Source organism: Treponema denticola, assembly GCF_024400535.1.
Classification (GTDB): domain Bacteria; phylum Spirochaetota; class Spirochaetia; order Treponematales; family Treponemataceae; genus Treponema_B; species Treponema_B denticola_C.
The window spans coordinates 1,416,723-1,440,470 of the sequence record NZ_CP038800.1 but is presented as its reverse complement, the minus strand read 5'-3'; the positions used below and the strand labels follow the sequence as shown (position 1 = coordinate 1,440,470).

The 23,748-nt window shown below is 38.0% G+C and carries 26 protein-coding genes; 18 read left to right on the top strand and 8 right to left on the bottom strand.

Features of this window, described 5'->3' with window-relative positions; genetic code table 11:
* The first annotated feature begins 6 nt into the window (after positions 1-6).
* The 10 genes from E4N78_RS06760 to E4N78_RS06715 all read left to right on the top strand — a co-directional run bounded on the left by E4N78_RS06760 (position 7) and on the right by E4N78_RS06715 (position 8,768).
* Positions 7-816: a hypothetical protein gene (locus tag E4N78_RS06760; RefSeq protein ID WP_255812274.1), complete on the top strand. Its 810-nt coding sequence runs from the start codon at positions 7-9 to the stop codon at positions 814-816.
* On the top strand, positions 813-2,009 hold the full coding sequence (locus E4N78_RS06755) for an HD domain-containing protein (RefSeq protein WP_255812273.1): 1,197 nt from the start codon (positions 813-815) through the stop codon (positions 2,007-2,009). The genes E4N78_RS06760 and E4N78_RS06755 overlap by 4 nt, the downstream gene beginning before the upstream one ends.
* A gap of 12 nt (positions 2,010-2,021) precedes the next feature.
* Positions 2,022-2,558 carry a cyclic nucleotide-binding domain-containing protein gene (locus E4N78_RS06750; RefSeq protein WP_255812272.1) on the top strand — a complete coding sequence of 179 codons (537 nt, stop codon included), beginning with the start codon at positions 2,022-2,024 and terminating at the stop codon, positions 2,556-2,558.
* Between the two features lie 26 nt (positions 2,559-2,584).
* A complete protein-coding gene (locus E4N78_RS06745; protein ID WP_255812271.1) occupies positions 2,585-3,484 on the top strand; it encodes a LysM peptidoglycan-binding domain-containing protein in 900 nt (299 codons plus the stop codon).
* A gap of 122 nt (positions 3,485-3,606) precedes the next feature.
* A complete protein-coding gene (locus E4N78_RS06740; RefSeq protein WP_002671537.1) occupies positions 3,607-3,897 on the top strand; it encodes an HPF/RaiA family ribosome-associated protein in 291 nt (96 codons plus the stop codon).
* Between the two features lie 140 nt (positions 3,898-4,037).
* Complete coding sequence (gene hprK, locus E4N78_RS06735) at positions 4,038-5,027, top strand: HPr(Ser) kinase/phosphatase (RefSeq protein ID WP_255812269.1); 990 nt, start codon at positions 4,038-4,040, stop codon at positions 5,025-5,027.
* 60 nt (positions 5,028-5,087) lie between these two features.
* Positions 5,088-5,354 carry an HPr family phosphocarrier protein gene (locus tag E4N78_RS06730; RefSeq protein WP_255812268.1) on the top strand — a complete coding sequence of 89 codons (267 nt, stop codon included), beginning with the start codon at positions 5,088-5,090 and terminating at the stop codon, positions 5,352-5,354.
* Positions 5,355-5,405: 51 nt separating this feature from the next.
* Positions 5,406-6,788 (top strand): TldD/PmbA family protein, encoded by a 1,383-nt coding sequence (locus E4N78_RS06725; RefSeq protein ID WP_255812267.1) that lies wholly within the window; start codon positions 5,406-5,408, stop codon positions 6,786-6,788.
* A complete protein-coding gene (locus E4N78_RS06720; protein ID WP_255812266.1) occupies positions 6,788-8,095 on the top strand; it encodes a TldD/PmbA family protein in 1,308 nt (435 codons plus the stop codon). The genes E4N78_RS06725 and E4N78_RS06720 overlap by 1 nt, the downstream gene beginning before the upstream one ends.
* A 97-nt stretch (positions 8,096-8,192) precedes the next feature.
* Positions 8,193-8,768, top strand: a complete 576-nt coding sequence (locus tag E4N78_RS06715; protein WP_255812265.1) for an HDOD domain-containing protein — start codon at positions 8,193-8,195, stop codon at positions 8,766-8,768.
* 49 nt (positions 8,769-8,817) lie between these two features.
* Here E4N78_RS06715 and E4N78_RS06710 read toward each other — a convergent pair whose 3' ends face one another.
* The 8 genes from E4N78_RS06710 to E4N78_RS06675 all read right to left on the bottom strand — a co-directional run bounded on the left by E4N78_RS06710 (position 8,818) and on the right by E4N78_RS06675 (position 16,863).
* Positions 8,818-9,681 (bottom strand): CPBP family intramembrane glutamic endopeptidase, encoded by an 864-nt coding sequence (locus E4N78_RS06710; protein WP_255812263.1) that lies wholly within the window; start codon positions 9,679-9,681, stop codon positions 8,818-8,820.
* A 46-nt stretch (positions 9,682-9,727) separates the two neighbouring features.
* On the bottom strand, positions 9,728-10,570 hold the full coding sequence (locus tag E4N78_RS06705) for a CPBP family intramembrane glutamic endopeptidase (protein WP_255812262.1): 843 nt from the start codon (positions 10,568-10,570) through the stop codon (positions 9,728-9,730).
* 163 nt (positions 10,571-10,733) lie between these two features.
* Positions 10,734-14,201 carry a transcription-repair coupling factor gene (gene mfd, locus E4N78_RS06700; RefSeq protein ID WP_255812261.1) on the bottom strand — a complete coding sequence of 1,156 codons (3,468 nt, stop codon included), beginning with the start codon at positions 14,199-14,201 and terminating at the stop codon, positions 10,734-10,736.
* On the bottom strand, positions 14,202-14,882 hold the full coding sequence (locus E4N78_RS06695; RefSeq protein ID WP_255812260.1) for a tetratricopeptide repeat protein: 681 nt from the start codon (positions 14,880-14,882) through the stop codon (positions 14,202-14,204). It lies immediately after the preceding gene.
* Between the two features lie 83 nt (positions 14,883-14,965).
* On the bottom strand, positions 14,966-15,247 hold the full coding sequence (locus tag E4N78_RS06690) for a DUF4160 domain-containing protein (protein WP_255812259.1): 282 nt from the start codon (positions 15,245-15,247) through the stop codon (positions 14,966-14,968).
* Between the two features lies 1 nt (position 15,248).
* Positions 15,249-15,470, bottom strand: coding sequence for a DUF7723 family protein (locus E4N78_RS06685; RefSeq protein WP_010699228.1), 222 nt, complete (start codon positions 15,468-15,470; stop codon positions 15,249-15,251).
* A complete protein-coding gene (locus tag E4N78_RS06680; RefSeq protein ID WP_255812258.1) occupies positions 15,463-15,741 on the bottom strand; it encodes a DUF7724 family protein in 279 nt (92 codons plus the stop codon). Before E4N78_RS06680 ends, E4N78_RS06685 begins: the two co-directional genes overlap by 8 nt.
* Before the next feature lie 54 nt (positions 15,742-15,795).
* On the bottom strand, positions 15,796-16,863 hold the full coding sequence (locus E4N78_RS06675; RefSeq protein WP_255812256.1) for a flagellar motor switch protein FliG: 1,068 nt from the start codon (positions 16,861-16,863) through the stop codon (positions 15,796-15,798).
* A 198-nt stretch (positions 16,864-17,061) separates the two neighbouring features.
* On the opposite strand from E4N78_RS06675, the gene E4N78_RS06670 reads away from it, so the two are divergent.
* The 8 genes from E4N78_RS06670 (at position 17,062) to E4N78_RS06635 (ending at position 23,703) form a co-directional block, all read left to right on the top strand.
* Positions 17,062-17,292: a hypothetical protein gene (locus E4N78_RS06670; RefSeq protein WP_255812255.1), complete on the top strand. Its 231-nt coding sequence runs from the start codon at positions 17,062-17,064 to the stop codon at positions 17,290-17,292.
* Between the two features lie 319 nt (positions 17,293-17,611).
* A complete protein-coding gene (guaA, locus tag E4N78_RS06665; protein ID WP_255812254.1) occupies positions 17,612-19,147 on the top strand; it encodes a glutamine-hydrolyzing GMP synthase in 1,536 nt (511 codons plus the stop codon).
* Between the two features lie 297 nt (positions 19,148-19,444).
* On the top strand, positions 19,445-19,882 hold the full coding sequence (locus E4N78_RS06660) for a radical SAM mobile pair system MarR family transcriptional regulator (protein WP_255812253.1): 438 nt from the start codon (positions 19,445-19,447) through the stop codon (positions 19,880-19,882).
* Complete coding sequence (locus E4N78_RS06655) at positions 19,879-20,568, top strand: radical SAM mobile pair protein A (RefSeq protein ID WP_255812252.1); 690 nt, start codon at positions 19,879-19,881, stop codon at positions 20,566-20,568. Before E4N78_RS06660 ends, E4N78_RS06655 begins: the two co-directional genes overlap by 4 nt.
* Positions 20,556-21,464 (top strand): radical SAM mobile pair protein B, encoded by a 909-nt coding sequence (locus E4N78_RS06650; protein WP_255812251.1) that lies wholly within the window; start codon positions 20,556-20,558, stop codon positions 21,462-21,464. The genes E4N78_RS06655 and E4N78_RS06650 overlap by 13 nt, the downstream gene beginning before the upstream one ends.
* A 181-nt stretch (positions 21,465-21,645) precedes the next feature.
* The gene (locus E4N78_RS06645; RefSeq protein ID WP_255812250.1) at positions 21,646-21,852 is read left to right on the top strand and encodes a cyclophilin-like fold protein; all 207 of its coding nucleotides are present in this window, start codon (positions 21,646-21,648) and stop codon (positions 21,850-21,852) included.
* 196 nt (positions 21,853-22,048) lie between these two features.
* Entirely contained in the window at positions 22,049-23,113 is a 1,065-nt protein-coding gene (locus tag E4N78_RS06640) for a family 20 glycosylhydrolase (RefSeq protein ID WP_255812249.1), read from the top strand.
* Positions 23,114-23,208: 95 nt separating this feature from the next.
* On the top strand, positions 23,209-23,703 hold the full coding sequence (locus E4N78_RS06635; protein WP_255812247.1) for a hypothetical protein: 495 nt from the start codon (positions 23,209-23,211) through the stop codon (positions 23,701-23,703).
* The last annotated feature ends 45 nt before the right edge of the window (positions 23,704-23,748 follow it).

Here is a 23,748-nt window from a genome sequence, read left to right as displayed (position 1 = left end):
CTCATTGTGGAAGGAGAAAAAAGCGGAAACAGGGAACTTTATACAAAACGGGTTTATGAATACGATCAGGCAATAAACCAAGTATTAAAGCATGAAGAAAATATTCTCTCTCTTATAAAAAAAGATACATTCGGTGCTGCCTATAAAAGGCTTGTTCTTGCCGATGAGATGATTTATTTAGCGACCCTATATTTAGCTAAATTCAGACTATCGGTAGCCCTTCTCGGTGGAAAAAACGAAAACATTCTCAATGAAGCACGAAAGACCCTTTATAAGCCCATAATCTATCTTGAAGAAATTGTAACCGACCTCATAGATGCTCCTTTTTCCGAGTATGAACAGGGCGTTGCACAAATTTCCAAAATAACTGAAAAACAAAGGTATTATCTTATACGGAAACTTGGACTTGTAATAAACTTGGTAATAGATGCCTATGGGGAAAACACCAAGTGGAGATGGTCATTTATAGACATAGAAGCAAGATTTGCAGTAGTTGCAAAAAACATAATGGACCTAAAAGAAATAAGCCAAACAGGCTTAAACCCTCATGCGGAGGATTATGATACCGTAATATATCATCTTAGGCTTGTAAAAACACTTTTTACAAAGGCAGCCGACAAATACCGAGAAAAATATGAAATAGTTACAAACAATATAAGCGATTTCCGCACTGCGATTCTTTTTTTAGAAGGCCTAAGAAGGGTGCACATGGTTTTAAATGAGCACAGAGAGGTTGAAGAAATCAAACGCAAAATCGAAATATGGAAAGATAAGATGGAAAAGGATCTAAAGCAAAAGGATAAGCAAAAAAAATGATTTTTACAACAAAAGCCGTTCTAAAATTATTTGAAGCTTTCTCTATTCAGCGTTGGAATGATCTAATCCGTCCTTTTGAAATAGTTGAAATGGATAAAACGGCCGAGAAAACATTTTTAGCCTATATAATTGGAAAATACGAAGAAAAAAAAGGAAAAAAAATCGATTGGGATAGGATAATTGACGGTTCCGTTTTTGATATTTTAAGAAAAATAGCTCTATGCGATATCAAAGCCCCCGTACAAAGAAGAATCCGAAAAGAATACCCTGAAGAATATAAAAAAATTAACGAGTGGATATTCGAAAAATATAATGACCTTTTCCCTGATGGAGAATTTAAAGCTAAATTTCATTCATATCTATTTAAAGAACCCGATAAAGATGATATAACATGGAAGGTTTCACGGGCAGCTCATAAGTATTCCACTATAAGAGAATTTGAAATGCTTAAACCTGTAAATGAAGCTTTCCGCTTAACTGAAATTGACGGCTTTTTAAAGGAAGAAATCTGCGAGTTTATGGATTTAACCGGCATTCAGCTTCTGCTTGCAAACCAAAATCCTCATAAACTTATAACCGAAATAGAAAAGCTTAGATTCCAAGTCAGATGGAATCAAACACCGAGGGTTCCTCAGACAACAGTCTTGGGTCATTCCTTTTATGTAGCTGCCCTAACCCTCTTAATGTGCTATGACTTAAATATAACAAATGAACGAAGATATAATAACTTTTTTTCGGCCCTTTTTCATGATTTACCTGAAGCTGTTACAAGAGATATAATCTCTCCGGTAAAACAGGCTACCGATCATCTGCCGGCTGTCGTAAAAGAAATTGAAGAGCGCATAGTAAAGGACGAGCTTTTGCCATTAATGGACGAATCTTTTATAGATGAAGTCATGTATTATATATCCGATGAATTTGAAAACAGGATTATTGTAGATAAACAGGTTAAAATTGTAAATTTTGAAGAGTTATCTCAAAAATATGCCGATAAGAAATTTAAGGCAACGGATGGGCGCTTAGTAAGGGTTGCAGATCAAATTGCAGCCTTTGTCGAAGCCGACAGCTCAATCCGCTATGGGATTACATCCACGCATTTAGAAGAAGGCCGTAAAAACATACTGGGAGCTTATCCTGTAGGAACAAAAATAAATAATTTAAGTACGGATGTTTTTTTTAATGCATACCGTTAATGGGGAGTAGACATGAACAAGGTAGAAATGGACAGGGATATTTTTTTCCAAGAACTAAAACAAACAGCTATTTTTTCGTGCATTGAAGATGAGGATTTAATGAAGATAATAGATTTTTCCGAAATTATTTCCTATGAACGTGGAGAAAATATCATCACAGAAGATACCGAAAATAATGGTTTTTTTGTTTTATTAAGCGGAAAATTAGAAATTGTAAAGAACGGAAAATGGGGAGATGTTAAAATAGGTGTTTTACAAAACAAAGCAAGTTTCGGTGAAACCTCCCTCTTTAAAGATCAGCCGGCCACAGCCAGCGTAAACGCCTTAGACCCTTCGACAATCTTGCTTATATCTAAGGAGCAGTTTACAGCTTATATAAATGCTCATCCCAAGGCCGGAAATGTTATTTTAACATATATAGTTTTTAGCTTACTGCAAAAACTCAATACTACAAATGAAGAGAGGGTTCAGGAAAAGAACCTTGAATTTTCTCCTGAAGATTTAGCCTTTATGGTAGATATGTTTAACCCTCAAAATACGGAATCATGACAACGGTAGTTTAATAAAGAGGCTTAATGTATAAAAAAAACATCTTAGGGATTTTATTTTTTATCTTTTTCTCATTTTCAGGCTTTGCAGAAGATATTGTGCATATAATTGAAAAAGGAGACACTCTGTATGCTCTAAGTAAAAAATATAATACGCCTATAGATTCTATTCTTAAAAAAAACAACTTGAGCGATCCTTCAAAAATAAAGATAGGACAAAAAATCATAATTCCGGTAGAAAGTTCTGCAAAAAACGATAAAAAAACTAATGCCAAGACCGGTTCGGAGGAGATCACCCATGTGATACAAAAAGGAGATACTCTTTATGCCTTGGCAAAAAAATTCGGCATCAAATTCTCCGATCTCCTTAAACTAAACGGAATTAACGAAAAAACGCCCTTAAAAATAGGCCAAATTTTAAAAATACCTCAAGGTACTACTCAAGAACCAGCCAAAAACAATGGGCAAGAAACGGACAAAACTTCAATTACAAAAGCTTCATCAGAAAAGACATCAGAGAAAAGTTTACAAAGCATTAAACCTAGCACTTCGGCAAAACAGGCAGATTCTAAACTTCTTTGGCCGGTTCCGGCCTCAAAAGTTTCCTACCTTTCAGGAAAAATTACAGGCGTAGTTATAGACTCCGTAAAAGGGCAGACTGTAAAAGCCGTAAGCTCAGGGAAGGTTGTATCTACGGGCCCGCATCGGGGCTTCGGGCAAGTAGTCTTTGTTCAATCCAAGACAAAACACATCTATGTTTACGGCGGAATGGAAAAAATCGTCGTAAAAAAAGGCGATACAATCGCCGTAGGCCAAAAGTTGGGGGAATTGGGGGTAGAATTACTTACAGGTAAGGCAAGGCTCTACTTTATGGTTTACGATAAAAATAAGCCCATCGATCCTGCAAGGGCCCCGAGAGGCCTCTAGTTTTTAGTAAAGCTTGTTTTCCGCTCAATTTCATTTTTTTACCATTTATTTGTATTTTAAGCTCGACTTTTCGGCAAAAGTGTAGTATCCTATAAGTACAATGAAATTGTGTGGAGGAAATTATGAACATTAACATTCAAGCAGTAAAATTTACGATGGACGAGGATCAGAAAAAATATCTTGATCAAAAGTTTAAAAGAATTGAATATGCGGATAATCTTATTACCGATATTCAGTGCTTTATCAAACTGGATAAAAAGTTTATCTACGACACAACAATTAACTTTAGGTGGGGGGGCACGGCTCATGTTTCAACCGAAAACTATGAGTTTGAGGCCGGCGTCAATAAAATGATGGATATAGCCGACCAAAAAGTAAAAAAGGAAAAGGATAAGGTTCAAGAAAAAAAATAAACTTGACTTAAACACTTTATAATAAATTGTAAGGGGAATATCACAATATTCCCCTTATTTTTTCTTAAAATACACTTCTATAATAAAAATTTAAAGCCGATGAGGTTTACAAACTGCCCTTAAATGTGTATATTACAAACATGGCTAATATAAGCTTTTCGGTTCTTAATCTTTTGGAATTAGATCTTAAAAAACATGACTCCCTTGAATTAACCTGTGTATCGGGTAGAATGGGGCTTTCCAATAAGATTATGGAACCTAACATAAACCGTCCGGGACTTGCCCTTTCAGGCTTTTTCGACTCATTTGCAAATGAAAGAGTTCAGCTTTTCGGAAGAGGAGAATACGCCTATCTTGCCACCCTCATAGAAAAAAAAGACTTATCCACAATCGAAAAAATGTTTTCTTTTAAAATTCCATGCTGCATATTTTCATATAATCTGGAGCCGCCTGAAGAATTTTTACAAATAACAGAAAAATACAACTGTCCAATATTAAAGTCAAATCTTTCTTCAAATGAACTGGCCTTACGCCTCTTACGAATCCTATCGAATACATTTGCCCCTAAAATTTCTTTACATGGGGTCTTGGTTGAGGTTTTCGGCCTAGGCATTCTCATAATGGGCAGCTCAGGAGTCGGAAAAAGTGAAACAGCCCTTGAGCTCATCGAAAGGGGCCACCGCCTCGTAGCCGATGATGTGGTCGAAATCTCCTGTATAAACGGAAACACCCTTGTAGGACGGGGAGCCAATAAGATTATAGGACACCACATGGAAATCAGAGGTTTGGGTATAATAAACATACGACAGCTTTACGGTATAGGAGCTATACGGGAAGTAAAGCAGATTCAGCTGGTTGCAAAGCTTGAAGAATGGGATGCCGAAAAAGTGTATGACAGATTGGGAACTGAGGAACTTACAACGGAAATTCTTGATGTTAGAATTCCAATGTTGGAAATACCGGTTAAACCGGGAAGGAATGTGCCGATTATTTTGGAAACGGCAGCTAAAAATGAAAGACTAAAGAGTATGGGGTATTTTTCTGCAAGAGAATTCAGCAGAAATGTGCTTAGATGGATCGAAACCGATTCTGCAAGGACACCCTACTACACTGATGACGATACATATTAAATTTAGGGAAAACCGCTAAAAACTGATGTTTTTAGCGGCTCCTATTAGAAGGATTAAATTATGATTTCAAAAACTATTAAGGTTCAAAATCGGGCAGGAATACATGCCCGCCCGGCAGCTCTTATTGCACAAAAATCGAATAATTTTTCTTCGGAGATTTTTTTATGCAAGGAAGACACAAAAATTAATGCCAAGTCCGTAATAGGAATTATAACTATGGCTGCCGCCTACGGCACAGAGCTCACTCTTACCTGTGATGGGCCTGATGAAAAGGAAGCATGCGAAGCAATCGAAACTATTTTTAACAATAAATTTGAAGAAGAATAAAATTTTTCGGAAATTAATATTTCCTACAAAACCTTTTTATGGAGGTATGTCATGAGATTTGATGATTTAAAGAGCCATGCGAGGCTTTTTTCGGAGTACACCGAACTTAGGGTTCAAGAAAACACGGCTATGTCGGTAGCAGCCCTAAACGGTGATCTTATAAACAATGTTCAATCCCGAAAAGCCGGAGTTTGTGCCCGCTCTTTTAAGGATGGGGTATGGGGCTTTGCCTCATCACCCGAACAAACGGACGAGGCCATAGCCTCATCTATAAAATCGGCAAGCGAAAACGTTAAGTTTTTAGCTAAAAAAACGGGAAGCGGTCAAGCTGAACTTCCTGCCTTTACGGGGCAAGGCACCTACGGAAAATACGATCCTTCCAAGGATGCCGATCAAAAGGAAGCTATAGACTTTATAAAAGACCTTGAAAACTACACGGCAAAAAAATATCCCGAACTTCAATCAAGAATTTTTAGCATCTCGGCCAACGGAACCGAAAGGCATCTTATTACCTCGGACAAGGCCGATGCCCATACCTATATTTCAAGGGCAAATTTAATGATGAGCTTTAAGCTCCTTTCGGAAGGCCAGCCCATAGGCCTCTACGATGTATTCGGAGGCTACGGTCAATTTAAAAACCTCTTCGATAAGCCTAATCTTTACTATTCTAAAATAGACGAAATGGTTGAAAACCTAAAACAAAAGGCGGCCGGAGTCTATGCCAAGCCCGGTATTCACGATGTTGTCCTCGGCCCCGACCTTGCAGGTATTCTTGCCCATGAAGCGATAGGACATACCACAGAATCGGACTTTGTAATGTCCGGTTCCATTGCAGCAGACTTTATGAATAAGGAAGTTGCTACTCCATTGGTAACACTCGTAGACTTTGCCTACGAGTGTAACGGCAAAATCTGTCCCGTTCCGATTTGGATAGACGATGAGGGAGTTGCTGCAAAAGATGCCGTTATAATCAAGGACGGAATCTTACGATCCTATATGCATAACAAACAGTCGGCAGCCATCTTCAAGGTAGATCCTACAGGAAACGCCCGTGCAAACGAGTTTTCGGATGAGCCTTTGGTGCGTATGCGGAACACCGCAATCCTCCCCGGAAAGGATAAGCTCAAGGACATGATAGCGAGCATCGATGACGGCTACTATTTTGTACGCTCATCGAACGGGCAGGCCGATTCTACAAGCGAATTTATGTTCGGTGTAGTGCTCGGTTATGAAATTAAAAACGGAAAAATCGGCAGGGCCGTAAAGGACTGCACTATAGCGGGAGTAGCCTTCGACATGCTTAAAACCGTAACAATGGTAAGCGACGATATGAGTTGGAGCAATGCCGGCATGTGCGGAAAAAAGCAGCTCATCAATGTAGGAATGGGCGGACCTGCAATCAAGTGTAAAATCGGAGTAGGAGGACGGGAATAATGAGCGGATTTGACGGAATAAAACATGCGGAATTTATCTTGGATGCCCTTAAAAAAGAGGGAGCCGATAAGGCAACAACAAGGGTTTCAAAAAGCGTAAAAAGCGAAATGAATATTGATGCAGGCCGTTTAAGCCTTTATAGGAGTACCACTGATATCTCAGTTGCAATGACCTCCCTTGTAGAAACTAAAAAGGGCTATATTGCAGGAAACGATTTAAGCGAAAAGGCCTTAAAAGAAAATGCAGCAAAGGCTGTTTCCCTTTCTCGTTCTTCCGAAAAAGATGATGGGAACGATATTTCACCTATGCAAAAGGGAGAAACTCTTTCCTACGGCGATACGGAACCCAATAACGAAAAAATGTATGAGAGGCTAAAAGAATTTTTAGATTATACAAAATCGGCCTACCCTACCTTACAATTAAACCAATGTGTTTTGGACTTTACACGAAGCGAACAAAACTTTGCAAACTCAAACGGAGTGCGCTTTACGCAAAGCTCAGGCATATACAATTTTACGGCAATGTTCTTCGCAAAAGACGGCAATGGTACGAGCAGCTTTAACTATAGCGGAGCCGCTCACCTTAACTTGGATAAGCCCTTAAAGGACTGGGGAAACCTCGATGAGATTATGAGGGAAAACTGCGGGCAAACGGTTACAGCCCCTCTTTCAGGTTCCTTTACAGGGGACATAGTTATAACTCCTATGAGTATGATAGATTTTGCAGGTACTATGCTGGGGCTTTTTATGGGAGATATGCCCCTCATTACAGGCACCTCTATTTGGAAGGATAAATTAAACCAAAAAGTATTATCGGATTTATTTACCCTCCATTCGTTTCCCCGAAAGCCGGCGGGCACTGAACTTGAAAGCCTTTACACCGGAGACGGCTTTAAGGCCGAAAACAAAACACTTATCGAAAAGGGCGTTTTAAAAGACTTTGTTTTAGGGTTTTACGGTTCCAAAAAAACAGGCCTTCCGCGCTGTGTTTCGGGAGGAGAAGGCTTAATAATAGAAAGCGGAAATACGGCAAAGGCCGATATGATTAAGAATATCAAAAAAGGAATTTTACTCGGCCGTTTTTCAGGCGGAAACCCTGCCACAAACGGAGACTTTTCGGGCGTTGCAAAAAACTCCTATCTCATCGAAAACGGCGAAATTACAAAACCTCTTTCCGAAACGATGATAGCAGGAAACATCGTAAAGATGTTCAGCGATATAATTTCCGTTTCAAAAGAAAAAGTAGACTACGGAAACGCAATAGTTCCGTGGATGCATTCTACAGGCATTACAATTTCCGGAAAGTAAACTCTTAAATTTTTAATAAAACCGCCTTAATGTGCCGAGCTTACAAGTTCTATAAAAAGCTAGGGCTTGAGCACAAGGCGGTTTTTTTGAGGAAAAAATGTTACCTTCTAAAGAAGAAGCAGAAAGATTACTTGAAGAAGCCTATTTAAAAAATCCCGGCCCTTGGAGAGAACACTCCATCGTTGCAGCCAAGTGTGCGCAAAAAATCGCTTCCGCATGCAAGGACTTAAACCCCGACAAGGCTTATATTTTGGGGCTCCTCCACGATATAGGACGGAGGGAAGGCGTAACAGCCCTTGCCCATGTGATAGACGGTTATGAGTATCTTATGAAATTAGGCTATGATGAGGCTGCCCGAGTATGTATAACTCATTCTTTTTCTATAAAAAAAATAGAAACCTACATCGGCAAAAACGATGTCAGTCCTGAAGCGTATAAAAAAATAAAAAAGCTTATCGAGGAATACGAATATGACGATTACGACAGGCTCATTCAGCTATGCGACAGCATCGCTCTCCCTCAAGGTTCTGCAAAAATCGAAGAGAGAATGAGCGATGTAAAAAAACGCCACGGTTATTATCCCCAAGACAAATGGAATAAACATATCGAACTAAAAAAATACTTTGAACAAAAATCCGGCTTGGATATAGATGAGCTAGGGATTAAGGTGTAGAGATTGTTTTGAGAATATCCGGTTAAATTTTATCAATAAAGCATTAGTATTAAGCTAAAGTATCGGTTTGTACTTCATTAAAAGTTTTCCGCACTTTTACATATTTGATAATATCAATTGTCAGGATTATAAGAACAGAAACGAACATAATAAGATAAAGTAATATAGCAAAATCTTGTTTTAAACATGCAATAAGGGTATTAAAAGCATTATACATAATATGTAAGCATATAGGCGCAAGAATTTTTTTGGTTTTTTCGTATAGATATGTAAGAAAAATACCGAGAAACATAAGATAAATAATATTCATACTAAATGTAAAACTTCGAATATGAGAAAATGCATATAGGGCAGCAGTTATACCGATGGAAAGTTTAATCGAAATTATTTTTTTTAATTTATTATAAATAATTTCTCGATAAAATAACTCTTCGACTATAGGACCCAGTATTATTGTGTATAAAATAAAAAAAACTCCAAAATCAATATTAATTTGCGGTTTAAATATAGTTTGATATATCACAATTCTTTTACCCTGCAATGCTTCAAACCAAAATTTAACGGCATTAAAAATAGATACAAGATTATTCCATGAAATAAAAGTTGTTACAAACATAAATGCATATTGAAAAATCCATAATTTTATTATAAACATCACATTAAATTTAGAAAATTTTATAACATCTTTTAGTTTTAATTTACAAAGATACAAAATAAGAAGTAAAATAAAACATAAAGATATACTCATAATAAGGTATGCATAAGATTTATATGTTTCACTACGGTTTGATGGATCCGTAAAACCATAGTAAGCAATATAAGGAGCATATTTACCCATAAAATATGCAAAAAAAACAAATAAAACATACAGACCTGTAATCGCAAAAATAGCTTTTATCTTCTTTTTGTCCATAAATAATCTCCTTTTCAAGAATATACCACCTGAGGAATTTTTTATCTTATTGTACTTCATTAAAAGTTTTCCGCACTTTTACATATTTGATAACATCAATTGTAATGATTACGAGAGCAGTAACAAAAAAAGTTAAATAAATTAATATACGTAAATCTAGTTTAGTTATAGGTATAAATGTAACATAAGCATTATATGCAGAATGAATAATTATTGATGTCCAGACCGTATTTGTTTTTTCATAGCAATAGGTAGTTAAAAGACCAAGAAAAAGTAAACTTAATATATTTATTTTTAGTTCATAATAAGGCATATGTCCGCAAAAAAACAATAAGCCGGTTATCATGGCAGCAATTCTGACAGATGTAACAGTTTTTAGTTTATCATAAATAACATGCTTATAGAATATTTCTTCGACTATAGGTCCAACAATAATAATATACATAAGCATAAAAGAATTTAAGTCAATTTGCGATTTAAATAGCGTTTGATATATTACAAGTCTTTTACCCTGTAATGCTTCAAACCAAAATTTAATACTGTTAAAAATTAAACTTATATCTTTTGAAGAATTAATATTCAATATAAAAGGCATTGACAGTTGAATAAAAACTAATCTTATAACAAAACCAAAATTAAATTTAGAAAATTTTATAACATCTTTTAGTTTTAATTTACAAAGGTACAAAATAAGAAGTAAAATAAAACACAAAGATACACTCATAATAAGGTATGCATAAGATTTATATGTTTCACTACGGTTTGATGGATCCGCAAAAACATAATAAGCAATATAAGAAGCATATTTGCCCATAAAATATATAAAAAACATAACTACAGTGTACAAACATGCAATCTCAAAAATAGCTTTTATTTTCTTTTTGTCCATAAACAAGCTCCTTTTCAAGAATATACCACCTGAGGAATTTTTTATCTTAATATTTATATTCTATTTCTCATAGTAGAATATATTCTATAATATATGTAAATAATTTGTCAAGTAAGATTCATAAAACTCTTTGCGCTCTTAGCGGCCCTTGCGGTTAAGTTTCCTACATCAAGTTGCCGAGTTTTTCGCGGATGAATTCGCTTTTTTCTTTTAAGCCGATTTTGCCGGTTTGGAGGATGAGGACATTCGGGGCTTTTGGGTCAAGGCTTACACGGCCTGCGGATTCTTTTATCATACGCAAAAGTTTATCTACAGAGATTTTTGATACACGGGCAAACTCGATGCGGACAGCAGCCTTTCTTTCTTTTAGACTTGCAATAGAAAGATGATTGCAGATAATTTTTATTTCTGAAAGAGCCAAAAGACTTTCCACTTCGGAGGGGGCAGGGCCGAAGCGGTCAAGAATTTCGGAGTAAACCCTGTCGAGGTCTCCCTGCACCTTAACGGCTGCAATTTTTTTATAAACTTCCATCTTGGTTTCGGGACTTGAAATATATGAATCGGGAATAAAACCCGAATACTCAAGCTCGATAACGGATTCTTGAACAGGTTCATAATCTTGGTTTTGAAGTTTTTGAACAGCCTCGTCCAAAAGACGCAAATATAAATCAAAGCCTACGGAATAAATATCTCCCGATTGTTCCCTGCCCAAAAGATTTCCGGCTCCTCTTATTTCCATATCCTTCATCGCAATCTTAAAACCGGAACCGAGCTCGGTAAAGTCTGAAATAACTTGAAGCCTCTTCATAGCAATTTCGGAAAGAGCCTTATCGTCAGGATATAAAAGATAGGCATAGGCCTTTTTGTCGGAGCGGCCTACCCTTCCCCTCAACTGATAAAGCTGGGAAACGCCGTACATGTCGGCTCGGTCTATGATGATGGTATTGGCATTCGGAATGTCGATGCCGTTTTCGATAATGGTGGTAGCAATTAAAACTTGAAAACCGCCCAAACTAAAGCGCTCAAAAATTTCTTCCAGTTGGTTTGGAGACATTTGGCCGTGTGCCGTTTCAATCATAATCTCGGGTAAAAGAGATTGAAGCATAAAAAGAGTTTCATCCAAACTTTCAACCCTGTTATGAAGATAAAAAACCTGCCCGCCTCTCTCCGATTCCCGTCTTATAACTTCGGCAACTTTTTCCGCATTGAACTCGGCGATAACCGTCTCGACAGGTTTTCTGTTTTGAGGAGGAGTTGCAATTACGCTCATGTCCCTTATTTTTAAAAGCGACATGTGAAGGGTTCGCGGAATGGGAGTTGCAGAAAGGGAAAGACAGTCCACATTGTGCTTCATCTGTTTTAATCTTTCCTTATCCTTAACACCGAAGCGTTGTTCTTCATCGACAATCATCAAACCCAAATCCTTAAAGACAACATCTTTTTGAATTATGCGGTGAGTTCCGATTAAAATATCCACTTCGCCTTTTTTTAATTTTTCCAAAACTTTTTTTTGTTCGCCCTTTGGAACAAAGCGGGAAAGGCGGGCTAACTTTACGGGGAAGTTTTTAAACCTCTTGTCTAAGGTTTCAAAATGCTGTTCGGTCAAAATAGTTGTAGGCGACAAAAAGGCAACCTGCTTACCGCTCATAACGGCCTTAAAGGCAGCCCGCATTGCAACTTCGGTTTTACCGTAACCTACATCTCCGCAGATAAGCCTATCCATGGGAACAGGTTTTTCCATGTCCTCTTTTACCTCGGCGATACAGGTAAGCTGGTCATCGGTTTCTTCATAAGGAAAAGCCGCTTCAAAAGCTGTCTGCCATTCATCATCTTTTTGAAAAGCAAAGCCCATACTCGCCTTTCTTTTAGAATAAAGGTCGATGAGTTTTGCGGCTATATCTTCAACCGATTTTTTTACCTTGTTCTTTCTGTTCTCCCAAGACTTTGAGCCGAGGATATCGAGATGAGGAGCCTCTCCTTCGTTTCCTATATAACGCTGAACAAGGTCGGCCTGCTCAATCGGAATAAAAACGGTTTCATCATTTGCATATAAAAGATTTATATAATCCCTTTCCGTATCTAAAATTTTAACGCGTTCGATACCGCGGAATTTTCCTATGCCGTAATTTACATGAACAACATAGTCTCCCGGATTTAATTCGATAAATGTATCGATAACCGAACTCTTTGCAGTCTTTACAGATTTTGGAATTCTTCGGCGGCGGCCGAAAATCTCGTTTTCGTGGATTACCAAAATTTTTAGATCAGGAATACCGAAGCCGCCTGAAAGGTTATAAGGTAAAATTTTTATTCTGTCTTCGTGCAGAATTTCTTCGATACGGAGGGCTTGATTATTGCTTTCAGCAAATACGAAGATAGACCAATCATCATTTAAAAGATTATTTAATTCTTCGCGTAAATAAACTATGTTCCCGAAAAAACTGCGGGGAGGATCGGTTTTAAATTTAAGAGTTTTATTTTTATCTTCTTGTTCGGCTAAAGTTCTAAAATAAATAGACTTATTATATTTTTGTACATTGCTTTCAAATTGAAGTAAGATGCGTTGAGGTTCGGGATATTCAGAAATAAGGGCTTTTCGTTTTTCGTTTTCATCAAATTGAGTTTTGGTTTTTTTATAAAGCCCCATATATTCTCTAAGTAAAATTTCCGAAGAATTTTTTTGTCTGTCATAGTCCGAATAAAAAACAGGAATCTTATTTAATTTCGCATATTCTAAAACGGAAGAAGATTTTTGAAACGCAAGAGGATAAAAAATTTCTTCTCCTTCAAATGTTTTATATTCTTTTAAGGCATCAATAATTTTTAAAATACTTTCAGAAAATTCCGAATAGGTTTTTAAATTTTTTTCCAAGCAGTCAATACGCTCATCATTCCAAATTACTTCCTTTACGGGATAGAAGTTAATTTTTTTATATTCCTCTAAAGAACCTTGGCTTGCTATATCAAAGCTCTTTATTTTTTCTACCTTATCAAAATCAAATTGGATTCGGTAAGCCGTTTTTTCCGAACCCGAATTGGAAGCAAGGCAGATATCCAAGACCTCTCCCCGCAAGGCAAACTCACCTCTCACGCTTACACGCGGAACTCTTATGTAACCCCAAAGGCTTAAAAGCTCCGCAAGGCTTAAAATATCAAGGCTTGAACCTGCCGTAATTTCTACATTATTTTGTTTTAAATAATCGGCCGGAGGAACCGGAGTTAAAAAGGAACGCTGGCAGGTAATAAAAACCGGAGGTTTGTTTTTTGTATAGGATTCATTCCCGGATTCAAGCAGGCGGATCAGCACTTCGGCTCGTTCGGAAAAGACGGGAGCTGTAGGCGAAATAGGTCTATAGGCAAGAGAGCCCCACCAAGGCAACACAAAATTTTCTATTCCGGAAAAATCCAAGTCGGCTCTTACGGCCTCCGCTTCCTTTTCTGTCGGAACTACCACGAGGACAGGTTTACGGGTCGTATACAAATATTCCGTTAAAAAAAATCCAAAAAGGCCTCCGGAAATTCCTGTAATGTTGTAGGGATAAGAATTTTCATCTATCTCATCGAAGGCATCTTTCATGTCCTTCCATGAGCGGATAGAATTTTGTAAGGAATCTATTAGAGGCTGAGGCATTTAAATCTTTACCCGTTTGAGGGCTTCGGCTGCTTCCTTAAACTCGGGGCGGAGTTTTACTGCCGTTTGATAGGCTGCAATCGCACCTTCTTTTTCTCCGGCCGCTTCACGGACAATTCCAAGCCTATACCACCAAAGAGAATTGGAAGGCTCCAAGTGCACTGAAATGGAATAAGCAATATCGGCTTTGTGATATTTTTTTGTATTTCGGTAAATCTCTCCGACAAAAAAGTGAGCAACGCTTATACGCTCGCCGTTGGGAGCCATCTCGATATACATTTCCATATTCCGCAACGCGTCTTTATAATTCCCTAGGAAAAACTGAGCCTCTGCCAAGGTTTCGATAATTCTTGCATCCTTCCCGATCTTTAAGGCATCACTACATACCAGTTCGGTGTCCTTGTATCGGCCCAATCGAAAAAGGCACCATGTATATACGGCATAAGAATCCATATTCTTAGAATTTACCTTTAATTCGTTACGGCAAATTTCTATAGCGGATAGATAAGCGGTTCCGGCATCTTCACGCCTTCCTATGGAATCAAGGCTGCGGCCCTGCCTGTAAAGCTTTAGAGCATCAGGTTTATCTTGTGCAAAAAGAACACCGGCCTGCGTAAAAAAAAGACCTGCAGCAAAAATAAAAGTTAATAGAATAAATTTAAAACGTTTTCCGGTTATCATAATTTTCTCCATCCATTATTTTACATAAATTTTTATTTTATTCAATCGGGGGAAAAATCATAGAAGTATAATTTTATTAAAACCTATTTTCCCGTGTAAAAACTCTCATGGCTATACTCACACCATTTTTCATACATTTCAATATACCGCTCTTTGATAAAACCCTGTATTTTTCTTAGGTCTTTATCATTGAGGACTCCTCGATTCTGAATTATTGTCTCGCCGTCACTTTTAACAAAAAATTTAGCCGAACTTTTTTCCGTCAATTTTGAATCACTTGCATGAACATGAAAGGCCTCAATAATACATTTAGAAGTAAAATATAAATAATATCCTGCAACTTTAAAAGAAAAATATTTAGGCATCTTAATCTTCCATATATTTTAAACAACTTTTTAAATATTTTTTTGAAACAATTATTTCAATATCGTCCATATTAGTTTCAATTAATGTTCCGTCTTGTTTAAAGACTGCTGCACCATACCCGTTATTTAAATTAAAAACTCGTATTCCTTCAGGAATCTTTTTAAAAGCAAAACCATTAGCAATTACATCGGCTTCATCGGCAATCTTATATAAATCAGGCATATCTTACCTCCACCTTTTGAATTGATGATAAAAATTTTTCGGTATCAATATACAGATTTTCTAATATAGGAATTAAATCAATATATTCTTCTTCAAACTCAGAATTATGAGCATATTTAGCAGAAACGACAAGATAGCCCTTATCCCAACTAACAACATCTCCATATCTCTCCAATGAATAAGGTGCTATAAACTTTAATCGTTTATCACCAAAAGAGAATATTGTATAAGAGTCTTCATTACTTAAATAAGCCGTATTTTCTGTTTGCATAAACTAATTATAGCATAAAAATACAGAACCGGCAAGTCCGGAATTTTTAGATACCTAATACACAAACTTATCGTCTTCATCTTTTACTATAATAACTCTTCCCCGCTCTGCTTCATTTTTCACTCGGGCTAAAAAGTGCTCAACGGTATTATTTAGATCACGCTTTAGAACAGGTCCCATATACTGTTCTTCATCGAGAACCAAGGCAGCACGGCTTTTAGACATATTCGCCAAGATTACCTTTCTAAATTCTTCGCTTTGATTATGTATCAAAAGAGCCAATTCTTTATCGGTCATAGGAGAGATTAGATATTGAATGTGCTTTGGATTCATATTTATAATATCATCAAGGGTAACAAGTTTTCGTTTTATAGTTTCGGTTAAATTTTCATCTTCAAGATCAAGAGAATCCAAAATACTTGAGCCGGTCTCATAATCCAGTTTACGCAAGATATTGGCCAATACGGAAACACCGTCAACCGAGCTTGTGCGGTTTAAATTTACATCGGCAAGTTTCTTTTTTAAGGCCTCACTTACCTGAGTAAGAACTTCAGCATCTATCTTTTTAAGTTTTGCAAGGCGTAAGATGATGTCTTTTTTTTCGTCTTCATCTTCAATGGAACTTATATAGGACGCAGCCTGCTTAGGCTCCAATTGAGAAAGGACTATGGCCTTTGTAGCCGGAAGCTCGCCTTGTAAAATTCGGCTCAGGCGCTCCTTATCCATACCTTCAAGATACTCAAAAGGTTTGGGCATTTTAGGAGGCACGGCAGTTTCAAGAATTTTTTCTGCCCTGGCCTCGCCGAAGGCTTCGGTTAAGATTGTCTTAGCCGTATCGACACCGCCTAAAAGATTTTGGTTTTTATTATAGATATCGTTAAATTCATTTAGAATATCATAGGCTTCTTTTTTATCTATCGATTGAACCGTAACAAGCTCTGCTACAACCTTGTCTATCTGTTCCTTGGTAAGCTGCCTTAAAACATCGGCAGCCTGCTCCGCTCCGATTATAAAAAGAAATTTGGCAACTCTCTTATAAGGACTTTCTTTTCCGGCACTTTTTTCATCGATAGGAACCTTTATAAGCCCCTTCTTTAACATTTGACTTTCAATATCGCTCATAAAAACCTCAAGGGTTATTATAGCACGGATTAGCCTAAAAAGGCAAGGCCGCATTTTTCTCCCGCACGACAAGAGCACGAAGATTATATAAATAAGCGCACATAGTTTTTGGAAAAAATTGGTAATAGCACTATGCGCTGTTTGCAGCGGGGTTCAAACTGTGTTTGAAATAGGAGAATTTGCCGAAGTAAAACAAGATTGGCTAAAAATGAGGTGGGAACAAAGAAAAACTGTGATTACGTATTAGCTCTAAAAGAAAATCAACCGGCAACATATAATGATGTAAGAGACTATTTTTCCATAGAAGATAAAGACTTTCAAGACACACTTTTAAGATTTGAAACCTTCGATATCGGGCATAGTAGAGAAGAAAAAGATGTAATATTTAGGGATGATGAATGTCAAAGCCTGAGAAAAAAATACTGCTGAAAACATAGCAATTTTAAGAAGGATTTGCTTTAATCGAATGAAAATATATCAAAGCGGACATTGTCGCATTCGATAAACAATTCAATATCCTTGCCTCGATTATAGGCGGCACTTTTAAAAAGAATTTATTGTAATTAGGAATTAAATAAAAAAACTTATTTTCAGGCTAAATTTTACTGTCGGAGGCGCTAAATTATATTATAAGTCAGCCTTCAGCGTAAGGATATGAAAAAAGCCCTAAAAATGGAGTTTTTTATGCATTCGTAAAAAAAAACTTGGTTTACTTGAAAAAAAAGCTCTTATCGGCTAAAATACTTTTATGAAGATTACGGAAAAAATTTTAATTGTAGATTTCGGCGGTCAGTATAATCAGCTCATAGCAAGGCGTGTGCGTGACCTAAATGTTTATTCGGATATTGTTCCGGCCTCAAAGGCCATTGATTACATAAGGGAAAATAAGCCCATAGGTATAATTTTTACGGGAGGGCCTAACAGCGTTTATGAAGAAAAAGCTCCCCTGCCCCCAAAAGAAATTTTTGACTTAAATATTCCGATTTTAGGCATTTGCTACGGTATGCAGGCCATGGCCCATTGCCTAGGCGGCAAGGTCGAAAAAAGCTTAAAAAGAGAATTCGGCAAAACCCTAACAAAATTCGACACTAATCTTCCGCTCTTTAAAAACATAAAAGATAAATCTTCTGTTTGGATGAGTCATGTAGACTGCGTTTCCCGCCTGCCTGAGGGCTTTATTTCGGCAGCTCAAACGGCAAATACAAAAAATGCGGCCATGGCAAATAAAGAAAAAAAACTTTACGGCATTCAATTCCATGCCGAAGTTGAACATTCCGAAGAAGGGCAAAATATAATCAAAAACTTTTTATACAATGTTTGCGGTGCTAAAGGCGATTGGAATATGAAAAGCTTTTTAGCCGAGGCAATAAAAGATGTGCAAAATACCGTAAAAGACGGCAAGGTGCTTTTAGCCCTATCGGGAGGAGTAGATTCTTCCGTGCTTGCGGCTCTTTTAAATAGGGCTGTCGGTAAAAATTTAACCTGCATTTTTGTGGATCACGGCCTTATGCGTAAAAATGAGGGAGATGAGGTAGAGGCAGCCTTTAGAGATGCTCCAATGAATTTTATCCGCGTAAATGCGGAAAGCCGTTTTTTGGGGAAATTAAAAGGCGTTTCCGACCCTGAAAAAAAACGGAAAATAATCGGCGAAGAGTTTATCCGCGTTTTTGAAGAAGAAGCAAAAAAAATCGGAACTGTGGACTTCCTTGCCCAAGGCACAATTTACGCCGATGTAGTTGAAAGCGGTACCAAGGGTTCTGCCGTAATCAAAAGCCATCACAATGTCGGAGGCCTTCCCGATCACATAAGTTTTAAGTCCCTCATCGAGCCATTAAAAACGCTTTTTAAGGATGAAATAAGAAAATTAGGCACGGAGCTCGGCCTCCCCGATTATTTGGTACACCGTCAGCCCTTCCCCGGTCCCGGTCTTGCCATAAGAATCATGGGCGAGATAACCGAAGAAAAGCTCGATATTTTAAGGGAAGCCGATGCTATCTGGCGGAGTGAACTTGAACGGGCTGACATAAAAAAGGATTTAAGCCAGTATTTTGCCGTTCTTACCTCAACAAAAACGGTGGGTGTTATGGGCGACTTTAGAACCTATGACTACACCCTCGCCCTGCGTGCAGTAAAAACCTCGGACTTTATGTCAGCCGACTGGGTACGTATTCCCTACGAGGTTTTGGACAAGGTTTCTTCCCGTATCATAAACGAAGTAAAGGGTATCAACAGAATAGTCTACGACATAACCTCAAAACCGCCTGCGACTATTGAGTGGGAGTAGAGTAACAAAAATGTTTCTTCCGTAAAATCGTTGAAAATACAATATTACAACGGTTTACGGAAGCAAAAAGCTCCTTAGTGATACTGTTTTGATACTAAAAATGAGAAAAAGTAGGTTTAAAAAGAAGTTGTTGAATTTAGATAAATTGTTTAGAAAGCCTTCCATCATTTTGGTGGGAGGCTTTTGTGGAAATAGTGGTTGATAAATTTGAATTTACCTCTATTTAGACATACAAACTGTTGACAATAAAGCTCCTATATAGTATGTTTTAATAAACTACTATATAGGGGTTTTTGTATGGAAATGAATGGAGGATTTCTTGTCACCAAAATAAAACAGCTTGGAGATCGGATATTTGAGAAGATTCTTAGTGAAAAGAATATTGATGCATTCAATGGAGCCCAGGGGCGTATTCTTTATGTGCTGTGGCAGGAGGATGGAATCCCGATTGGGTCACTCTCGATCAAATGTGGATTAGCGATAACTTCTCTTACGACGATGCTGGAAAGAATGGAAAATCAAGGGCTGATAAGCCGCATTCAGTCTGAAACGGACAAAAGGAAAACACTCCTGTTTCTGACTGAGAAAGCACATGCCTTAAAGGGCGAGTACGATTCTGTATCTGATGAGATGGGCAGCATTTACTACAAAGGTTTTTCAGAAGAAGAAATTACCCGGTTTGAGGAATGCCTCGACCGCATTAGAAAGAATCTTGAGGATTGGCAGGAGTCATGAGTATTTGTATCAAAAATCAGATTCAGAACATTAATATCGTCATCGGCTGCACAGTGGGGTGTGCATATTGCTATGCCCGCAACAATGTGAAACGCTGGCATATGATTGATGATTTCGCTGTTCCTGAGTTCTTCCCGGATAAGCTCAAGATGATGGAAAAGAAACGTCCGCAGAACTTTCTTCTTACCGGCATGAGCGATCTCTCTGGATGGAAGCTGAAATGGAGAGACGAGGTATTTGCAAAGATCCGTGAAAATCCACAGCATCAGTTCCTGTTTCTCACCAAGCGCCCCGATCTGCTGGAGTTTGATACCGATCTGGAAAACGCATGGTTTGGCGTTACAGTAACGAGGAAAGCAGAACTGTGGCGTATTGACGCCCTTCGGAAAAACGTCAGAGCAAAACACTACCATGTTACCTTTGAGCCGTTATTCGACGATTCTGGTACAGTCGACTTTTCCAAAATCAACTGGATCGTTGTCGGCACCATGACCGGAGCTCAGAGCAGGAAGATTCATACGGAGCCGGAATGGGCATGGTCTCTGACGGATCAGGCACATGCGCTCGGCATCCCGGTGTTTATGAAGGAAGACCTTATCTCTATCATAGGGGATAAAAATATGATTCAGGAAATGCCGGAAGAATTCAATAAAGTGTTGGAGGCACAGAGATCATGGCAGAAGTAATTGATGGAATCCTCATTAGTGAGGTGAAAACAAAGAACATCATGACCAAGTCCAGTCTGCCGGTAGGCGGTTACTCGGTCAATCCCTATGTAGGCTGTACACATGCCTGCAAGTATTGCTACGCTTCTTTTATGAAGCGCTTTACCGGACACAGGGAGGAATGGGGTACTTTCCTTGATGTGAAGCAGTGGCCGGAAATTAAAAATCCGAAGAAATATGCCGGACAGCGGGTGGTCATCGGTTCTGTGACGGATGGTTACAATCCACAGGAGGAGCAATTCGGGAATACCAGAAAACTTCTGGAGCAGCTGATCGGCAGTGACGCAGATATTCTAATCTGCACAAAGTCTGATCTTGTGGTACGGGATATTGATCTGTTGAAGAAGCTTGGACGAGTAACCGTTTCATGGTCGATCAACACCCTGGATGAAAATTTTAAGAACGATATGGACTCTGCTTCGAGCATTGAGCGTCGTATCGCTTCTATGAAGCAGGTATATGATGCAGGTATCCGTACAGTCTGTTTCGTATCCCCGATATTCCCCGGTATCACGGATTTTGAAGCGATCTTTGAGCTGGTAAAGGGTCAGTGCGATCTGTTCTGGCTCGAAAATCTCAATCTTCGGGGCGGTTTCAAGAAGACGATTATGGATTATATCGCTGGAAAATATCCTGATCTTGTACCGCTTTATGATGAGATCTATAACAAGCATAACCGCAGCTACTTTGAAGCACTTGAAGTAAAAGCTGAGGAAATGGCTAAAAAGTATGATTGTCCCTTTGTGGATAATGAAATGCCTTATGGCAGAGTCCCTCAGGGACATCCGGTGATCGTGGATTATTTCTATCATGAGGAAATTCGAGGGACAGAAAATACCGGAAAAAGAAATCGTTAAACAGACTATTACTTTGGAAAAGATGCGAAAATATGATAAAAGACATGCAAATAGATGGCACTGTACTTGATGTTGAATGGGAAAACAATAATACTGTAAAGGAACTAAAGGAAGAATTAAAACAAGGAGAGGTAACCATCCCGGTTATCTAAATATAGCGATTTCGAGTAGGTAGGAGAAATTGGGTAAAACTTACTCCTCATCTGATAAAAGAATTACAGCAGAAGCCGGAGATATAATGCTGTACTCCGGAAACAAAATAGTTGTATTTTATGGAGCAAACACATGGGAATATACTCGAATTGGGAAGATTAAAAATTTAAGCAAGGAAGAAATAAAGCGATTATTAAGCAATAGTGATGTGGTATTAAAGATAAAAATGGAATGATTATGATAGTAATATTTTTAGTATCATTATTGATACTGTTTTGATACTAAAAACCTCTAAAACCACAAAAAATAGGTATAAAATGTTTGGTTTTAGAAACTTAATAGATACTGACAATACATAAAAGAAACAAATATGCTATGATAATTATTGAGTGGGAGTGATGAAGGCGGTATACTAAATGAGGAGGTTCACTATGATAGCAAAAACTCTCAAAGAAAAAGCAATGGTACTCGTACCCTTCTTGCTGCTTTTGCTTTTACAGCCGGCTGTTTACGCTCAAACAAACGGCACCATGCCTAAACGCAAATTCGTCATTGCATTTCACGCAAGCGTAAATACCGACAAAACGGGCAAAAATCTGATAAAAGAACTGCCCGATTTACAAAAACGGGGAATCAATACGCTTTTTCTTCAAATAGGCTATAACTATCAATGGAAAAGCGATCCGAAACTCTATAACAAATATGTGCTTTCCGAAACCGTTGCACGCGAAATTGCTGCAGAATGCCGCAGGCTTTCCATCGACCTCATCCCCGAAATAAACTGCCTCGGCCATCAATCATGGAAAAACAAAACCTTTGCCCTGCTCAAAGCCTATCCCGAACTGGACGAAACGCCCGGCCTCTACCCCGGCAATAAGGGTATTTATTGCCGAAGCCTCTGCTCTTCCAATGAAAAAGTCTACACGATTTTATTCGGTTTAATCGACGAGATTACCGAAGTTTTTTCGGTAAAAAAAATACACGTCGGCTTGGACGAAGTATTTTTGATAGGCGAAGATGCCTGCCCCCTTTGCCGAGGAAAAGACAAGGCCGAGCTGTTCGCCGGTGCCGTGAACAGACTCTACGATCACTGTGTCAAAAAACGCGGGTTTACAATGTATATGTGGGGCGACCGCCTCATCGACAGCGAGGATGAAGATAGCGGTTATAAGGGCGAATACGAAAGCTCATGTAACGGCACCTACCCCGCCGTCGACCTCATTCCTAAGGACATCATCATCTGCGACTGGCACTATGACGAGCTGGAACACTACGGCTCCATTCCGTTTTTTTTAAACAAGAGCTTCCGTGTCCTGCCTACAAGTTTCAAGAGCATTAAAGCGGTAAGCACTCTCATAGACTATTCGCTTTTGTACAAGGACAACCCTGCTATGCTCGGGCACATGTACACGGCATGGGACAATGTTACAAACAAAAATCTCTCACGGTATAAACCTATGGTCAAAACGATAGACAAACTGAAGGCCGGGAATTAGTAAAATCTAAAAACATACTATAGAAGTTAGGTCAGACATATTTTTAGCAAAAAAACAACTTGTATAAATGGCTCAAATTTGTTAAATTAGACGCTATGGCAGAAGCTACACGAGAAATACTAAATCGAATTTATTCTCCTATAATCCATAAATCACATGAACTGCATAGAACATTGATAAAACAGTATACAGGCAGCAAAATAAACAGAGGTTTCTTTAATGGTCATTATCATAAAAATTCCGAAGGAGAATATCAGCCGGATATTTACCCTATCCCTGTAATCAGCTTTATCGGATTATGTGATATTGAGTTCGACTTTGATACTGTTTCAATTACAACAAAGATATCAAGGAATCAAATACAACTTTTTGACTGGAATATAATTAGTTCTGTTCACTTCGAAATATATGGCGTTGAAAACTATCTTAAAGATTATGGCAGTGAACAAAATTACGATAAAATTGGAGATAATATCGCATCATCTACCGAAAAAGAATTCTTTGTTTCTATATATTTTCCTTTTATTACAAGTATTGAGGACTTAGCCAAATTTTTGACAATTTTACAAAAAAACAATTTCTATTATTAATCCGGCAAATGAAACAATATTCTTCCCAAAAATACTTGACGAGAA

Excerpts from the sequence above, each read along its gene's own strand:
- E4N78_RS06755 (WP_255812273.1), top strand. The coding sequence starts at position 813 with ATGATTTTTACAACAAAAGCCGTTCTAAAATTATTTGAAGCTTTCTCT.
- E4N78_RS06750 (WP_255812272.1), top strand. The coding sequence starts at position 2,022 with ATGAACAAGGTAGAAATGGACAGGGATATTTTTTTCCAAGAACTAAAA.
- E4N78_RS06745 (WP_255812271.1), top strand. The coding sequence starts at position 2,585 with ATGTATAAAAAAAACATCTTAGGGATTTTATTTTTTATCTTTTTCTCA.
- E4N78_RS06740 (WP_002671537.1), top strand. The coding sequence starts at position 3,607 with ATGAACATTAACATTCAAGCAGTAAAATTTACGATGGACGAGGATCAG.
- hprK (WP_255812269.1), top strand. The coding sequence starts at position 4,038 with ATGGCTAATATAAGCTTTTCGGTTCTTAATCTTTTGGAATTAGATCTT.
- E4N78_RS06730 (WP_255812268.1), top strand. The coding sequence starts at position 5,088 with ATGATTTCAAAAACTATTAAGGTTCAAAATCGGGCAGGAATACATGCC.
- E4N78_RS06725 (WP_255812267.1), top strand. The coding sequence starts at position 5,406 with ATGAGATTTGATGATTTAAAGAGCCATGCGAGGCTTTTTTCGGAGTAC.
- E4N78_RS06720 (WP_255812266.1), top strand. The coding sequence starts at position 6,788 with ATGAGCGGATTTGACGGAATAAAACATGCGGAATTTATCTTGGATGCC.
- E4N78_RS06715 (WP_255812265.1), top strand. The coding sequence starts at position 8,193 with ATGTTACCTTCTAAAGAAGAAGCAGAAAGATTACTTGAAGAAGCCTAT.
- E4N78_RS06710 (WP_255812263.1), bottom strand. The coding sequence starts at position 9,681 with ATGGACAAAAAGAAGATAAAAGCTATTTTTGCGATTACAGGTCTGTAT.
- E4N78_RS06705 (WP_255812262.1), bottom strand. The coding sequence starts at position 10,570 with ATGGACAAAAAGAAAATAAAAGCTATTTTTGAGATTGCATGTTTGTAC.
- mfd (WP_255812261.1), bottom strand. The coding sequence starts at position 14,201 with ATGCCTCAGCCTCTAATAGATTCCTTACAAAATTCTATCCGCTCATGG.
- E4N78_RS06695 (WP_255812260.1), bottom strand. The coding sequence starts at position 14,882 with ATGATAACCGGAAAACGTTTTAAATTTATTCTATTAACTTTTATTTTT.
- E4N78_RS06690 (WP_255812259.1), bottom strand. The coding sequence starts at position 15,247 with ATGCCTAAATATTTTTCTTTTAAAGTTGCAGGATATTATTTATATTTT.
- E4N78_RS06685 (WP_010699228.1), bottom strand. The coding sequence starts at position 15,470 with ATGCCTGATTTATATAAGATTGCCGATGAAGCCGATGTAATTGCTAAT.
- E4N78_RS06680 (WP_255812258.1), bottom strand. The coding sequence starts at position 15,741 with ATGCAAACAGAAAATACGGCTTATTTAAGTAATGAAGACTCTTATACA.
- E4N78_RS06675 (WP_255812256.1), bottom strand. The coding sequence starts at position 16,863 with ATGAGCGATATTGAAAGTCAAATGTTAAAGAAGGGGCTTATAAAGGTT.
- guaA (WP_255812254.1), top strand. The coding sequence starts at position 17,612 with ATGAAGATTACGGAAAAAATTTTAATTGTAGATTTCGGCGGTCAGTAT.
- E4N78_RS06660 (WP_255812253.1), top strand. The coding sequence starts at position 19,445 with ATGGAAATGAATGGAGGATTTCTTGTCACCAAAATAAAACAGCTTGGA.
- E4N78_RS06655 (WP_255812252.1), top strand. The coding sequence starts at position 19,879 with ATGAGTATTTGTATCAAAAATCAGATTCAGAACATTAATATCGTCATC.
- E4N78_RS06650 (WP_255812251.1), top strand. The coding sequence starts at position 20,556 with ATGGCAGAAGTAATTGATGGAATCCTCATTAGTGAGGTGAAAACAAAG.
- E4N78_RS06640 (WP_255812249.1), top strand. The coding sequence starts at position 22,049 with ATGATAGCAAAAACTCTCAAAGAAAAAGCAATGGTACTCGTACCCTTC.
- E4N78_RS06635 (WP_255812247.1), top strand. The coding sequence starts at position 23,209 with ATGGCAGAAGCTACACGAGAAATACTAAATCGAATTTATTCTCCTATA.